Origin of the sequence: Halobellus sp. Atlit-38R (assembly GCF_003665925.1) — an archaeon.
Classification (GTDB): domain Archaea; phylum Halobacteriota; class Halobacteria; order Halobacteriales; family Haloferacaceae; genus Haloquadratum; species Haloquadratum inordinatus.
This window is the reverse complement of sequence record NZ_QXIJ01000009.1, coordinates 75,303-89,578: the sequence shown is the minus strand read 5'-3', so window position 1 is coordinate 89,578 and position 14,276 is coordinate 75,303. Positions and strand designations below refer to the sequence as shown.

Annotated in this window: 15 protein-coding genes; 9 read left to right on the top strand and 6 right to left on the bottom strand. The window is 65.9% G+C overall.

Going from position 1 to position 14,276, the window contains the following annotated elements; translation table 11 throughout:
* Positions 1-16: 16 nt before the first annotated feature.
* Positions 17-1,600, bottom strand: a complete 1,584-nt coding sequence (locus tag D3D02_RS13085) for a spermidine synthase (protein WP_121570441.1) — start codon at positions 1,598-1,600, stop codon at positions 17-19.
* A 180-nt stretch (positions 1,601-1,780) separates the two neighbouring features.
* On the opposite strand from D3D02_RS13085, the gene D3D02_RS13080 reads away from it, so the two are divergent.
* Complete coding sequence (locus D3D02_RS13080) at positions 1,781-2,215, top strand: universal stress protein (RefSeq protein ID WP_121570440.1); 435 nt, start codon at positions 1,781-1,783, stop codon at positions 2,213-2,215.
* 98 nt (positions 2,216-2,313) lie between these two features.
* Here D3D02_RS13080 and msrB read toward each other — a convergent pair whose 3' ends face one another.
* The 4 genes from msrB to D3D02_RS13060 all read right to left on the bottom strand — a co-directional run bounded on the left by msrB (position 2,314) and on the right by D3D02_RS13060 (position 4,607).
* Complete coding sequence (msrB, locus tag D3D02_RS13075; protein ID WP_121570439.1) at positions 2,314-2,721, bottom strand: peptide-methionine (R)-S-oxide reductase MsrB; 408 nt, start codon at positions 2,719-2,721, stop codon at positions 2,314-2,316.
* A 65-nt stretch (positions 2,722-2,786) separates the two neighbouring features.
* A complete protein-coding gene (locus D3D02_RS13070; protein WP_121570438.1) occupies positions 2,787-3,203 on the bottom strand; it encodes a hypothetical protein in 417 nt (138 codons plus the stop codon).
* A gap of 1 nt (position 3,204) precedes the next feature.
* On the bottom strand, positions 3,205-3,909 hold the full coding sequence (locus D3D02_RS13065) for an ATPase domain-containing protein (RefSeq protein ID WP_121570437.1): 705 nt from the start codon (positions 3,907-3,909) through the stop codon (positions 3,205-3,207).
* A 122-nt stretch (positions 3,910-4,031) separates the two neighbouring features.
* Positions 4,032-4,607: an HAD family hydrolase gene (locus tag D3D02_RS13060; protein ID WP_121570436.1), complete on the bottom strand. Its 576-nt coding sequence runs from the start codon at positions 4,605-4,607 to the stop codon at positions 4,032-4,034.
* Positions 4,608-4,712: 105 nt separating this feature from the next.
* On the opposite strand from D3D02_RS13060, the gene D3D02_RS13055 reads away from it, so the two are divergent.
* Positions 4,713-5,798: an NAD(P)/FAD-dependent oxidoreductase gene (locus D3D02_RS13055; RefSeq protein ID WP_233560653.1), complete on the top strand. Its 1,086-nt coding sequence runs from the start codon at positions 4,713-4,715 to the stop codon at positions 5,796-5,798.
* A gap of 80 nt (positions 5,799-5,878) precedes the next feature.
* The gene (locus tag D3D02_RS13050; protein ID WP_121570435.1) at positions 5,879-6,658 is read left to right on the top strand and encodes a PHP domain-containing protein; all 780 of its coding nucleotides are present in this window, start codon (positions 5,879-5,881) and stop codon (positions 6,656-6,658) included.
* Between the two features lie 78 nt (positions 6,659-6,736).
* Here the strand turns inward: D3D02_RS13050 and D3D02_RS13045 are convergent, their stop codons facing one another.
* A complete protein-coding gene (locus D3D02_RS13045) occupies positions 6,737-7,783 on the bottom strand; it encodes an Lrp/AsnC family transcriptional regulator (protein ID WP_121570434.1) in 1,047 nt (348 codons plus the stop codon).
* A 127-nt stretch (positions 7,784-7,910) separates the two neighbouring features.
* Between D3D02_RS13045 and D3D02_RS13040 the strand changes: the two genes are divergently transcribed.
* The 6 genes from D3D02_RS13040 to D3D02_RS13015 all read left to right on the top strand — a co-directional run bounded on the left by D3D02_RS13040 (position 7,911) and on the right by D3D02_RS13015 (position 14,208).
* Positions 7,911-8,984 carry an anthranilate phosphoribosyltransferase gene (locus D3D02_RS13040; RefSeq protein ID WP_121570475.1) on the top strand — a complete coding sequence of 358 codons (1,074 nt, stop codon included), beginning with the start codon at positions 7,911-7,913 and terminating at the stop codon, positions 8,982-8,984.
* A gap of 71 nt (positions 8,985-9,055) precedes the next feature.
* The gene (locus tag D3D02_RS13035; RefSeq protein ID WP_121570433.1) at positions 9,056-9,454 is read left to right on the top strand and encodes a nuclear transport factor 2 family protein; all 399 of its coding nucleotides are present in this window, start codon (positions 9,056-9,058) and stop codon (positions 9,452-9,454) included.
* 59 nt (positions 9,455-9,513) lie between these two features.
* Complete coding sequence (locus tag D3D02_RS13030; protein ID WP_121570432.1) at positions 9,514-10,050, top strand: peptidylprolyl isomerase; 537 nt, start codon at positions 9,514-9,516, stop codon at positions 10,048-10,050.
* 214 nt (positions 10,051-10,264) lie between these two features.
* Positions 10,265-12,673 carry a DNA topoisomerase VI subunit B gene (locus D3D02_RS13025; RefSeq protein ID WP_121570431.1) on the top strand — a complete coding sequence of 803 codons (2,409 nt, stop codon included), beginning with the start codon at positions 10,265-10,267 and terminating at the stop codon, positions 12,671-12,673.
* Positions 12,674-12,679: 6 nt separating this feature from the next.
* Complete coding sequence (locus D3D02_RS13020; protein ID WP_121570430.1) at positions 12,680-13,774, top strand: DNA topoisomerase IV subunit A; 1,095 nt, start codon at positions 12,680-12,682, stop codon at positions 13,772-13,774.
* Positions 13,775-13,902: 128 nt separating this feature from the next.
* Complete coding sequence (locus D3D02_RS13015) at positions 13,903-14,208, top strand: HalOD1 output domain-containing protein (protein ID WP_121570429.1); 306 nt, start codon at positions 13,903-13,905, stop codon at positions 14,206-14,208.
* Positions 14,209-14,276 lie beyond the last annotated feature (68 nt).

The window sequence follows — 14,276 nt, the reverse complement described above, 5'->3', positions numbered from 1 at the left end:
GTTACGATAATCCCTATCAGCCCGCCGCGGCCGCAGGCGACGTCGTGTCCGACGTATTTTCCGACGCGTTCGCGCGAACGCGCACGTAGCGCTGTCCGACCATCCCGTCGAGCAGGCTGTCGACCGGGGCTCGGTCGTCTCTGAGCACGGGCACGTCGTCGGTCGGCTCGTCCCGCCGGTAGGAGGCGAGTTCGGGGGCGAGATCGACGCCGATGTCACGGCGCTCGTTCCGCGCCTGGAACTCCTCGCGCGTGACGAGTGAGTCCGACTTGGTCGCTACCATCTCGATGTTCTGGACGACCGGACCACCCGCAGTCGGGAAACTGTAGACGCGCGGGAAGACCTGTTGCATCGTCTTGTACTCCGCGCGGTAGAACTCCGAGGCCGGACCGCTGGGCGCGGAGATGAGGTTCGCGAGGAGGACGCCGTCCTCGTCGAGCCGGTCCGACGCGAGGCGCATAAACTCGACCGTCGTCAGTTGAAACGGCACCGAGTCCTTCCGGTAGGCGTCGAGGACGATCAGGTCGTAAGTGCGGTTCGTTTCTTCGAGGAACTGCCGACCACCGCCGGTGTGGACGTTCATCCGCGGCGAGTCGGGGATGCCGAAGTACCGATCGGCGGCGTCGACGACGGCAGGATCCAGTTCGACGACGTCGACGGTGACGTTCGGATACGTCTCGTGAAAGATCCGCGGGCCCGTGAACCCGCCGCCGCCGACGAACAGCACGCGGTCGACGTCGTCGGTGAGCAGAAGCGGCGCGTGGAAGTACCGGGTGTAATCGAAGACGTGTCGCGTCGGGTCGTCGAGGTCCATCGCGCTGTGGGGTTGCCCGTCGAGATAGAGCGTCCGCGTGTCGCCGCGGTCGACGACGCGGAGTTCCTGATAGGGGGTCTGAGTGCTGTAGACGGCGTCGCCGGCGACGCTCGGACCGACGCCACCGGTCGCGGTCGCCGCGACGAGCGCGAGCGCGACGATCCCGACGCGGAGACCGGACGTGCCAGTGAGTCCGGGCGCGGCGACGACGACTGCGGCGACGACGGCCGAGAGTCCCAGCACGAGGCCGATCTGCGGCACCGAGAGCAGCGGCACGAGGAGATACGTCGTCGCGAACGCGCCGACGATGCTCCCGACGGTACCGACGGCGTAGACGTGGCCCGCGGTCGCGCCGACGTCGCCGCCAGCCAGTTCCGCGGCGTAGGGGCTCACGTATCCCAAGAGATACGTCGGCGGTCCGAAGAGGAGCGTGATCGCCGGGAGCGACGCGAACTCGCTGGGAAGCGGGAGGACGCCGGTGGACCGGACGACGAGGTCGCCGAGCAAGACCACGCCAGCGACGTAGAGTGCCGTCACGAGGAAGACGGCGACCAGCCGCGAGTGAGAGGCGTTCGTCGCCGCGCGCTTCCCGCCGCGGTGGTAGCCCAGACTGAGCGCCGCGAGGAAGACGCCGATGATCCCACCCCAGGTGTAGATGCTGTTGCCGAACTCGGGCGCGAGGATCCGCCCCGCCAGAATCTCCAGCCCCATACTCGTCACGCCGGAGACGAAGACGGCCGTTTCGGGCCGCGTCGGCAATCGCTCGGGGTATAACTGCGATTCCATCACCGCTATGAATGGACGGGGGCGCCTTCAACGCCGCGGCTATTCCCGTCTTGGGGGCCCACTCGGGCCGCCCCGAGCGCACCGGGGAAACGGCAGCCCGAACCCCACAATAGTTCCGGTTCGTGCGGAACGAGAAAGGAGGATATAGGGTGCCGCAGATGATACCTCCGGTAGAGCCATATGTTCGAGCGTATCTTGCTGCCGACGGACGGAACTGAGTCGATGGACGCGGTCGTCGAGACCGCAGCCGACATCGCCGGGCGACGCGACGCCGAGGTGTACATTCTCTACGTCATCGACGACCGCGCGTTCCTGACGCTCCAAGACGATATGAAAACCGACGTGCTCGTGGAGTTAGAAGGCGAAGGCGAGGCGGCGACCGACCGCGCGGCGACCCGGCTCCGAGAGGCGGGGATCGAAGTCACGACCGCGATCCGACAGGGCGACCCCGCCGACGAGATCCTCGCGTACGCCGACGAAGTCGACGCGGATCTCATCACGATGGGCACCCGCCGCGGCGACTACACGAACAATCTGATGGGAAGCGTCTCCCAGAATGTCGTCGCGCGGTCGGCGGTCCCCGTCCTGACGACGAACCTCGCCGCCGACGAGTGACACTGTCGGACAGAACTCTGTGAAGCGTATCGGCGCCCCGTCGGTGCCAATATCATTCACGCACTGCTGTCCGACAGTACGGACCATCGCGCCGCGGGTTACTCCTCGGGGTCGAAATCGAGCGCGGCGGAGTTGATGCAGTAACGCTTGCCGGTCGGCTCCGGGCCGTCCTCGAAGACGTGACCCAGGTGGCCGCCGCAGTTGCGACACAGCACCTCGACGCGACGCATCCCGTGTCGCGTGTCCGTTCGCGTCTCGATCGCACCTTCGGCGGCGTCGAAGAAGGCCGGCCAGCCGGAGCCGGAGTGGTACTTGGTCTCGCTGTCGAAGAGGGCGGCGCCACAGCCAGCACAGCGGTACGTCCCGTCGTCGTCGCGGTCGAGATACTCGCCGCTGAACTTCGGTTCGGTCCCGCGCTCGCGCAGAATCTCGTACTCTTCGTCCGTGAGACGGTCGCGCCACTCGGCGTCCGATTCCGGGAGGTCGTCGGTTGCGTCGTTCGCCATACCGACGGTTGGGACCCGAGCGTCAAGAACTTCGCCCCGTGGACGCCCGGCGGGGTCCCCCGCGATCACTCCTCGTCGCGTCGGAGAAGTGAGGGGAATGTGAGGCGTTCGAGATCGCCCGCATCGAAGCCGTCGAGCAGGGGCGGCCGATCGACCGCGTCGGGAATCTCCGCCGGGCGGTCCTCGACCGTCAGCGAATCCGGCGGCGGCGACGGCGATTCCGCGCTCTCGATGAGTGCCTCCCAGGTGTCCTCGTCGGACTCGTGGTGGGGGCGGACGTCCTGCACCTGGCGTTTTCCTTCCTCGAAGGCCAGATCGAGGACGCTCCGCTCGTAGGCGCTCGACGCGAGCGCCCGGATCCGCTCGCGCTCCTCGGCGTTCCGGTAGCCGAGTTCCGCGGCGATACCGAGTGCGTACGTCCGACGGATGGCCCCCTCTCCAGAGAGCGTCTCCCAGTCGGTGTCGAAGGCGCGTTCGTACATCTCAAAAGTCCACTCGTTTCGTGGGGTCGACCACGATCCCCTCGTCGGTGAACCGCAGCGATCGGATGTCGCAGTCGATGTCTGTACCGCGCATCTTTACCACCTGGATTCCCCGCGTCATTCCTGTCGCTTCGAGGTAGTTGTGGAAGAAGATGACGCCGTGCGCGAGGTAGTGTTCGTCGGAGTACGCGCTCGGGTCGGTCATCTCGGAGATGAGAAGCGTCGTCGCTTCACAGTCTTTGAGTGCCGTCAGAAAGCGCGTCATCTCCTCGTCGCCGTCGGCGAAGAAGAGCTCTAAGAGCATCGTCGAGTCGATGACGAGTCGGTCGACGTCCCGGGAGTTGACGAAGGCGACGATCTTGTCCGTCAGGCTCTGGACGCTCGAGGGATTCCCGCTCTGAGAGAACTGATTGAGGAGCCGCTTGCCCTGCTTGCTCGCCATATTGACGAACCGGAACTGCTCGGAGGCCGTGAGCGTCTCGAAGCCGAACTCGAAGTTCGACATATCGTCGACGAGTTCCTCGCGGGACTCGTGCATCGTGACGTACAGACTGTTCTCCCCGTTTCTCAGCCCCTCGGCGACGAACTGGGCGGTGAACGTCGTCTTGCCACTTCCCGGTGGTCCGGAGAGGACGTACAACCGGCCCGGGAGAAACCCGCCCTGAATCAGGTGATCGAAGCCGCTGACCCCACTCGGTATCCGCATATGTTGGCCTCTATGGACTCCCGTATAACGGTTCCGGGGCGATTTTCAGCGCGAATAACGCTGGCCGTCGCAATCGCCCGTTTCAGCTGCTGTAGCCGCTTCCTACCCTCGGTCGGCTACGGTCACGCATCCTCGTCGGTTGAGAGCCCGCTTCTCGCCGGCCCGTCCGGCGCGAGCGGCACGCCGCCGACCTCGTGAAGATCCCACAGCGAGTCGAGTTCGTACGTCGGTTCCGTCCCGAGGACGGTCTCCGCGCGGTGTTCGCGGCGAATGAACGCCGAATCGACGCCCGCCCGGTGCGCTGCTTCGACGTCGCTCTTGCTGTCGCCGACAAACAGCGCTGCCTCGGCGTCGAGGTCGTCGAGCGCGCGCTCCAGATAGTACGGCGCGGGCTTCTTGCGACGGAGGCTCTCGACCGTCGGTTCGCGGCCGTATGCCGTCTCGAACAGCGCTCCGAGGTCGTGATACTCGAGAATCGAGTCGATCGTGGCCTGCTGGTTCGTGCTCACGATCCCGCGCGGGGCGTCGATCGCCGCGAGCGCATCGACGTCGGCGTAGGTGTCTTTCTCGCCGCGCCGCATCGACTGAATCTGCGCCTCGCTCGCCGTCCGGTCGCGCGCCGCCGCAGTGAGCAGATCGAGAGTGACGGGTTCGACCAGGACGCCGTCGTTGTCGAAGATGATCGCGTCGTACGCCATACGATCATCAGGGGCGGCCGCAGTCAAGTAGTTACGGACCGCTCTCGATCGCCAGTGGCTCGGGTCGGCCCGAACGGTAAAGCCCGTTCCCTCCGTGGAGCCACTGTGACTGATCGAGTGGATCCTTCGGTCGATTCGCCCACGCGACTCGGTATCGTCGGTGCGGGCGCAGCGGGCGCTGGCGCGGCGTACGCCCTCCGCGACGCCGACGTCGACGTGACCATCGTCGAGAAGAGCGGCGGCGTCTGCGGGCGGGCGGCGACCCGCCGCAAGAACGGCTGTCGGTACGATCACGGTGCGAACTACGTCACGGAAGCCGACGAACGGACCGCCGCGTTACTCCCGGAACTCGGGACGGAAGGCCTCGTCGAGATCGACGAGCCGGTCTGGACGTTCGATGCCGCGGGCGAGATTACTGCAGGCGACCGGGAGTCGACGAAGTGGACGTGGACCGAGGGGATCACGCAGTTGGCGAAGCGCCTGCTCGCGGCGACCGACGCGACCGTCCACCGGCGGACCCGGATCGCCGAGGTCGCTCGCGAGGAGGGCAATGACGTCGGCGACGATGCCGCAACCTGGACGCTCACCGACACCGACGGCGACCGGTACGGCCCGTTCGATGCGCTCCTCCTGACGCCGCCGGCCCCACAGACCGCCGACCTGCTGCGCGCGACCGACTGGGACGACGACCGGCTCGATTCGCTCGTCGATGCCGTCAGCGCCGTCCCCTACCGGACGATTCGAACACTCGTCTTTCACTATCCGTTTCGCGACTCCTACCCGTGGTACGGGCTCGTGAACCCCGACAAGGAACACGCGATCGGCTGGCTGTCGCGCGAGGAGTGCAAGGAAGGTCACGTCCCCGACGGGGAGAGCCTGCTGATCGTCCAGATGGGTCCCGAGTGGTCGACCACCCACTACGACGATCCGCTCTCGGACGTCGAACCGGGGGTCGCAGACCGCGTCGCGACGCTGCTCGGCGACGATCGCTACGCCGACCCCAACTGGGTCGACGACCAGGGGTGGCGCTACGCGCTTCCGGACGCGAGTCTCGACGCCGACGCCGTCCACCTCACCGAAGACGCCGGACTCTACGTCGCTGGGGACTGGGTCGCCGGCGAGGGCCGCGTTCCACGGGCGCTCTGGAACGGCTACGACGTGGGCGAGCGAATCGGATCAGACACGCCGTAAGCGGACTCATCCGAATCACACGCTCGGCTTACTGCTCGCGTGCAGACAGGCTTTACTGCGGGGAGAGCGAACAGACTCCTGTGTCGCTCACCGTCAGAATCGACCCGCACGTCCACTCGGAAGCCTCGTACGACGGGGCTGATCCATCAGAGCTGCTGTTAGAACAGGCAGCCGAGATCGGTCTCGACGCCGTCGTCGTTACCGACCACGACGTCATCCACGAATCCGTACGCGCAGCCGAACTCGCCCCGATGTACGGGCTCGTGGGGATCCCCGGCGTCGAAGTGTCGACCGCAGACGGTCACCTGCTCGCGCTCGGCGTCGAGGAGATGCCGCCGCGCCGCGCGCCGATGGCCGAGACAGTGGCGTGGATCCGCGAGCGAGACGGGGTTGCGATCGTCCCGCACCCCTTCCAGCGGAGTCGACACGGTGTCCGGAAGCGGCGGCTCCGCGGCGTCGACCCCGACGCCATCGAGGTGTTCAACTCTTGGGCGTTCACCGGGTGGAAGAACCGCCGTGCACGCCGCTACGCGGACGCGTACGGCTACCCGGGCGTCGCCGGCAGCGACGCGCACAAGGTCGGGTACGTCGGCCGCGCGTACACCGAAATCGAACTCGAAGATGTCGACCGCGCGGAACTGACGACCGACGTCGTACTCGATGCGATCCGCGACGGCGCAACCGGCGTCGAGGGCCGGCGGACGCCGATGCCGACCTCCGCGCGCCACTACGCCGGGGCTGGCGTTCGAAAGAGCAGTTTCTACGCCAAGTACGGTGCCTACCGGAGCGGATCGCTCGCGAAGACGGGCGTGCTCGGAGCCGCGCGGATGCTCTATCGCGTCTCGCCGCTCTCGCGATAGGCGACTGACAGTGGGCCTGGTCGATCCGAGCTTGCAGCCCTACCTTCTCACTGCGCGTCGCTCCCCGGCCGACAGTCGCTACTCGCCGTCCGCGCTCACGAGTTCGTCGTAGCGCGCGCCGGTCTGTTTCAGCGTCTCCGTCGAGTAGAGACGCTCGTGCTCGAACGGGAGGTGCTCGCTCGCGAGTTCGTCGATCTTCGCGTCGACGACGTCGCCTTCCCGGCCGTGGATCATCGTGAAGAGGTTGTACTCCCAGTCCTGTTCGGGGCGTCGCGGGCGGTGATAACAGAGCGTGACGAACGGGAGTTCGCCGACGGCCTCGCCCCGCTCGTCGAGTTCGTCGTCGGGGACGTTCCAGACGACCATACAGTTCGAATCGAAGCCGGTGACGACGTGGTTGACGACGCAGCCGATCCGTTTGATACACCCGTCCTCCAGCAGGCGCTCGATCGCCCCGACGACCGCGTCGACGTCGGCGTCGATGGCGTCTGCGACGTCGCGATACGGTGTCGCCGAGAGCGGGAAGCCGTCCTGGATTTCGACTAAGAGATCCGCCTCCAGTTTCGAGAGTCCGCCGACGGCTTCTTCGGAGATTCGCGTCGCCGACGCGTCCGTCGAGGCAACGCTCTCACGGGCGAAGGCGTCGTCGTTGACGACGGGGAACTCCAGATCGATGTAGTAGTCGGTGAGCATCGGGAGGTTCAGCACCGCACAGCCCGTCCGCTCTTCGATCTCCTCTAAGATCGCGTCGCGCTTCTCTCGGGAGGCGGCGGTGACGACGAACCACATATTCCACTCGTGCTCGCGGCGGTAGTTGTGATTCACCTGCCGGTAGCCGTTGATCACCTCGGCGACCTCGTCGAACCGATCCGCGGGTGCGGAGACGGCTGCAAGCGTCGAACTGCCGATGACAGGCGGGTTCAGAACGGCTCCGAACCGCCGAAAGATGCCTCGCTCGCGGAGGTCTCGGACCCGATCGAGGGCCTCGGTCTCGTCGATGCCGAGTGCGTCGCCGACGGCGCGGAACGGTCGCTCGACGACGGGAAAGCCGCTCTGGTACTCGTCGACGAGCGCGGCGTCCACGTCGTCGAGGTCGGCGCGCCAGTCGTCTTCCAGTGCGCTCATTGGGAGCGCTTCGGCCCGCACGAACGTACCAATTTCGGCCTCCCTCGGGTAGGTCGCAGCCGCCGTCGGTCCGCTCACGTGAGAACCGAACGGTCCACTTTTGATGCTCGCATTCCAACGGGAACGTATGGCACAAGCGTCGGAAACCGCCGAATTCGGGGAGTGGCCGTTGAAACGACTGATGACCGAAGTCGTCGGCACGGGCGTCAAATCCGCCGAGGATATGACGCGTGAGCAGGCGACCGAGGCGATGCAGCGGATCCTCGCCGGCGAACCCGACCACACGACGCTCGGCGCGTTCTGGCTCGCGAACCGCTGGAAGCACAACAACGCGGAGGAACTCGCCGCCTACGCGGACGTAATCGCGGAGGACGTCGTCTACGCCGAACCCGACGCCGATCCGGTCGACTGCGGCGCGAACTACGACGGCAAGGGCGACACCGCCATCCTCGGTGCCGCCGCTGGCATCGTCGCCGCCGGCGCGGACACGCCCGTCGTCGCCCACTCGGGCGACCGCGTCCCGACGCAGAAACAGGACGCCTACAAGCACGTCCTCGACGAACTCGGCGTCCGTACCGAGCTCGTCCCCAAGGAGAGCGCGGAGATGGTCGACGAGACCGGCTTCGGCTTCTACTACCAGCCCGAGTTCGCCCCGCGCGTCCACGCGCTGTGGGAGCGCCGCGACCAGATGGGCGTCCGCACGTTCGTCAACACCGTCGAGACGATCGCGAACCCCGCGAAGGCTGACGTCCACCTCGGCTCGTTCTACCACCTCGCGTTCGCGAAGAAGATCACGGACACCTTCGAGCAGATGGCGTCCCAGAGCCCCCACCGCGTCGTGATGTTCCAGGGGATGGAGGGCTACGACGACATCCGACCGGGCTACACGAAGGTCGGCGAGTGGACCGACGGCGAGTTCCGCGACTACGAGATCGAAACGCCGGAGTACGGGATGGACTTCGAGTACGAAGACCTCGAAGTCGACCCTGACGACGTCGCCGGCGACTCCGCCCGGTTGACCGAGGAGATCCTCGCGGGCGAACGCGAGGACCACTTCGCGGACGCCGTCGCACTCAACGCCGCGTTCCGGATCTACGCCCGCGAAGACGCCGAGACGCTCGATGAGGGCCTGGAGATGGCCCGCGAGAGCATCGACTCGGGCGCGGCGGAAGCCGTCCTCGAAGATCTCCGCGCGTTCTAAGCACGGCTCGGGCGTCGGTCCCCGTTTCGGCCGTCGACAGGTGTTTTTCTCGTACGCGCGTTATTTCCGGTATGGCCGCCGAGACGACTGCCGAGGCACGCATCCGCGAGTACTACGAGGCGCTGCGGAACGGAGAGCCGCTGTACCCCTTCTTCGCAGACCGCCCCGACGTCGTGAAGTTCGGAATTACCGAGCGGTTGACCGGGTACGAGGAGGTCGAAGCGGGACTTCGCGAGCAGACGGCGACGACCGCAGACTGGACCGCCGAGAGCCGGCACCTCCGGGTCGTCGAACGCGACGGTCACGCGTGGTTCTCCGACGACGTGCGGCTGGCGTGGCACGACGTCGGGGCGGACCGCGAATACGACTTCGACAGTCGGTGGAGCGGGACGCTCGAACGGGAGGGAAACGAGTGGCTGTTCGTCGGGATGCACGTGAGCGCGGTCCCCGACGGACCGCTCGCAGAGTGACGTCTTCCCGGATCAGACTGAGAGGACACCGTTTTGTATCAGTCGCTCCTCTCGTGGGTATGGTCGACGACTCCGAACTGGAGAACTCCGAGAACCCGGTCGTGACGCTGCACACAACGACGGGCGACATCACGCTCGAACTGTTCGAGCAGCGCGCGCCCCGCACCGTCGAGAACTTCCTCGGTCTCGCGACCGGCGAGAAGGAGTGGAGCGACCCCGAGACGGGCGAGACTCGCACGGACTCCCTGTACGAGGGAACGATCTTCCACCGGATCATCGACGGCTTCATGATCCAGGGCGGCGACCCCGAGGGAACGGGCCGCGGCGGCCCCGGCTACACCTTCGACGACGAGTTCCACGAGGACCTGAACCACGACGGCGCGGGCGTCCTCTCGATGGCCAATCGCGGTCCGAACACGAACGGCTCGCAGTTCTTCATCACGCTCGACGCCCAGCCGCATCTCGACGGCCGCCACGCGGTCTTCGGCCACGTCGTCGAGGGAATGGACGTCGTCGAGGAGATCGGAAACGTCCCGACCGATAGCAACGACAAGCCCGTCAAAGACATCGAAATCGAATCGATCGACGTCGAGTAAGTAGTCGGCCCCGCTCTGGGGCGGCTCGTTATGCTGCAGTTCTTCTTTCGATCGCGTAGGCAGTGACCACTCCTGAGCCGGCGGTCCGTCCGAACGGGGTCGTTCCCCGATTTTCCGCGTGTGCGACCGCGCTCGCGGCAGTACCTCGACCGTTTCACTTTTACCCCGCTGCCGAACCCTTCTTAACCGTTCGTTGGGTACGACAGTCCACAGAATGACCTCGTTTCAGTCGACGCTCGGCGAGGAGGAAGGAGGCGGGATCGCCGAGGAGCTGGCGGAAGGCCAGCGCGCGATCTCGATCGCCGAGTTCTTCGAGAAGAACAAACATATGCTCGGCTTCGACTCGGGCGCGAGAGGGCTCGTCACCGCCGTCAAGGAGGCGGTCGACAACGCGCTCGACGCCACCGAGGAAGCCGGAATCAAGCCCGACATCTCGATCGAAATCCGCGAATCCGGCGACTACTACACCCTGATCGTCGAGGACAACGGCCCGGGCATCACGCGCGAACAGATCCCGAAAGTCTTCGGGAAACTGCTCTACGGGTCGCGCTTCCACGCCCGCGAACAGTCCCGCGGACAGCAGGGGATCGGGATCTCCGCGGCAGTTCTGTACTCGCAGTTGACCTCCGGGAAGCCCGCGAAGATCACCTCCCGCACGCAGCGCTCCGAAACCGCCCAGTACTTCGAGCTCATCATCGACACCGACACCAACGAGCCGGAGATCCAGGTCGACGAGGAGCGCGCGCCGGGCGAGTCCGATCTCTCGCCGACGCACGGGACGCGCATCGAGATGGAGATGGAGGCGAATATGCGGGCGCGCCAACAGCTCCACGACTACGTGAAGCACACGGCCGTCGTCAATCCCCACGCGCGGCTCGTTCTCAACGAGCCCGGACTGGACGAACCGCGGCACTACGAGCGCGTCGAGGGCGCAGACCTCCCGGCCGAGACGGAGGAGATCCGTCCGCACCCCCACGGCGTCGAACTCGGGACGCTCATCAAGATGCTCGGCGCGACCGAGTCGTACTCGGTGTCGGGGTTCCTACAGGAGGAGTTCACCCGCGTCGGCGCGAAGACGGCCGAGAAGGTCCTGAACAACTTCCGGGATCGGCACTTCGGTCGCGAGATGGGCTGGGCCGCGCCGCGGGATCCCGAGACGTCGCTCGAAGACGTGATCGACGACGCGGTCGCCAACAAGGGCGCGGAGGCGACCGCGACGTTCGCCGCACGCGTCGACGACACGCTCACCTCGCGTGAGCGGACGACGCACGCAGAGCTCACGGACATCGTCGACACCGTCGCCGACGACGTCGGTGAGGAGTTCGGGGCGACGTTCGGGAGCACAGTCCGAGAGAACGCCGTCGAGGCCGCGTGGGACGTCCTCACCTCCGGTCTCGAAGCCGACCTCTATCCGCTCGTCGACGACGCCACGAGCACTCGGAAGGACGACGCGACCGTCTCTGGGCTGGCCGATCGGCTGGCCGACAAATTCCGCGGCGGCGATCCCCGCCACCGCGCCACGTACGCAGAACTCCGCGACTACGTCGACCGCTCGGCGGATCGGCTGGTCTCCGAGGACGTCTCGTTCGGCGACACCGCCCGCGAGAACGTCGTCGACGCTATCTGGACTGCGATGCGCACCGTCCCCGACGAGGTCCCGAAGGTACGGGCGATCGCCGACGACCGCGACGTCGCCTCCGAGTTGTTGGAGGCGATGCGCGAGACCGACATCCTCGCACCGCCGACGAACTGCCTCTCGCCGATCACGGCCGAACTCGTCGAGGCCGGCCTGAAAAAGGAGTTCGACGCCGACTTCTACGCGGCGGCGACTCGCGATGCGGAGGTTCACGGCGGCGACCCCTTCATCGTCGAAGCCGGCATCGCCTACGGCGGCGAACTCCAGGACGGAACGGTCGACCTGCTCCGCTTCGCGAACCGCGTCCCACTGGTCTACCAGCGCGGGGCGTGTGCGACGACCGACGTGGTGAAGACCATCGGCTGGCGCAACTACGGGCTCGACCAGCCCGGCGGCTCCGGGATGCCGAACGGCCCGGCGGTGATTATGATCCACGTTGCCTCGACGAACGTGCCGTTCACGAGCGAGTCGAAAGACGCCATCGCGAACATCCCCGAGATCGAAGACGAGATCGAACTCGCGATTCGGGAGGCCGCCCGCGACCTCAAATCCTACCTCAACAAGCGGCGCTCGATGCAGAAGCGCCGGAAGAAACAGGACGTTCTCGGACGGATTCTGCCCGAGATGGCCGACAAGCTCTCGGAGGTCACGGGCCGGCCGCGGCCGAACATCGACGGCGCGCTCGCCCGGATTATGAACAACGTGAGCGTCGAGCGCGAGGTCGACGGCGACGCCGTCACGCTCGTCGTCGAGAATCACTCCGACCGGACCGAGGAGCCGGAGATCACCGACATCGTTTCCGCCGAGCCGTCGGACCTCCCCGAGGACGCAAGCGTCGTCGACCTCGACGGCGAGTGGTTCGTCTCGTGGGAGCCGTCGGTGCCGGCGGGCGAGTCGGTCGAACTGACATACACGGTTTCGGGAGACGCGTCGTTCGACGTCGACGTCGACGGCGTCGAGACCGAGAAACTGACGATCAACGCCTAAGCTACTATGAGCACGAAACAGGACGACGAACTCGCACAGGAACGCCTCGTCGACCTCGCCGCGGAGTTCTACGACCAGTTCGCGGCGGGCGAGGTACCGCATATGGACATCCCCACGCGGACGAAATCGAACATCGTCTTCGACGAGGACTCGAACGTGTGGGTCTACGGCGACCGAACGTCGACCCGCACGGCCAACAGCGTCCGCGGCGCTCGGAAGTTGCTGAAGGCGTCGTATACGATCGAGTTCCTCGTCAATCAGTTAGAGGAGGATCGCTCCTCGACGCTGCGTGAGCTGTACTACCTCTCTGAGTCGTGGGACAACGAGGAGGCGCAGTTCAAGAGCCAAGACGAGTCGAACCAACTGGTCGAAGACCTCGAAATCGTCTCGGAGGTCACCCGCGAGGACTTCCACATGCGGCCCGAGGAGTCGGGCGCGACGCTTATGGGGCCGCTGGAGCTTCGAGAGCAGACCCGCCGCGGCGAGCGCGAGATCCACTGTCAGAAGGACGTCGGCGAGGGCGGCTATCAGATCCCGAACAACCCAGACACGATCGACTTCCTCGATCACGACATCGACTTCGTCCTCTGCGTGGAGACCGGTGGGATGCGCGACCGCCTCGTGGAGAACGGCTTCGACGACGAGTACAACTGCCTCGTCGTTCACCTGAAGGGCCAGCCCGCGCGAGCGACGCGGCGGATCACGAAGCGACTCCACGACGAACTCGACCTGCCGGTCGTGGTGTTCACAGACGGCGACCCGTGGTCCTACCGGATCTACGGCTCCGTCGCCTACGGCTCGATCAAGTCCGCGCACCTCTCGGAGTACCTCGCGACGCCGGAGGCGCGGTTCGTGGGAATCCAACCGGAGGACATCGTCGAGTACGACCTCCCGACCGATCCGCTGGCAGACTCCGACATCAACGCCCTCGAATCCGAACTGGAGGACCCGCGCTTCCAGAGGGACTACTGGACCGAGCAGATCGAACTGCAACTCGACCTCGAAAAGAAGGCCGAACAGCAGGCGCTCGCCGCCCGCGGGCTCGATTTCGTCACCGAGACGTACCTTCCCGAGCGCCTCTCGTCGATGGGCGTGCTGTAAGGTCGGTCACACTCGCGTTCTCGGTCGATCGAACTTCTGCGTGACCGAGTTCGGGATCCGGAGTGTAAAATATCGAATGCGATATTCGAGCGGTTGTCTTTTTATCACCCGACGCGGTGGAGCAACGTATGAGTACCACCAAGCGAGGCACCACGATGGCCGAACTCACGGATTCTGCGCCGGTGGTCACGTACGCCCGCGACGGTGACGAAAACTTCGTCGACGCCATCGTCTCGGCATTCGCGACGACGCCGCTCGACGTCGACCTCTCGGGACGCGATCCGCTCTACGAGTGGATCGACCTCGATGCCCTCGACGCGCTGTTCGAATCGGCCCGTGACGACGTGGCATTGTCGACGATCATCTGGGGCCACCCGGTCGTGATCACAGTCGACGATATCGAAGTCTACGACGCCGACGAAACCGCCGAGTAGCCAGTTTTCACGTCCTGCCGGACCCTCCGAAACGAACTCTGACCCCCCGTGGGCGGCGTCTATCCCTG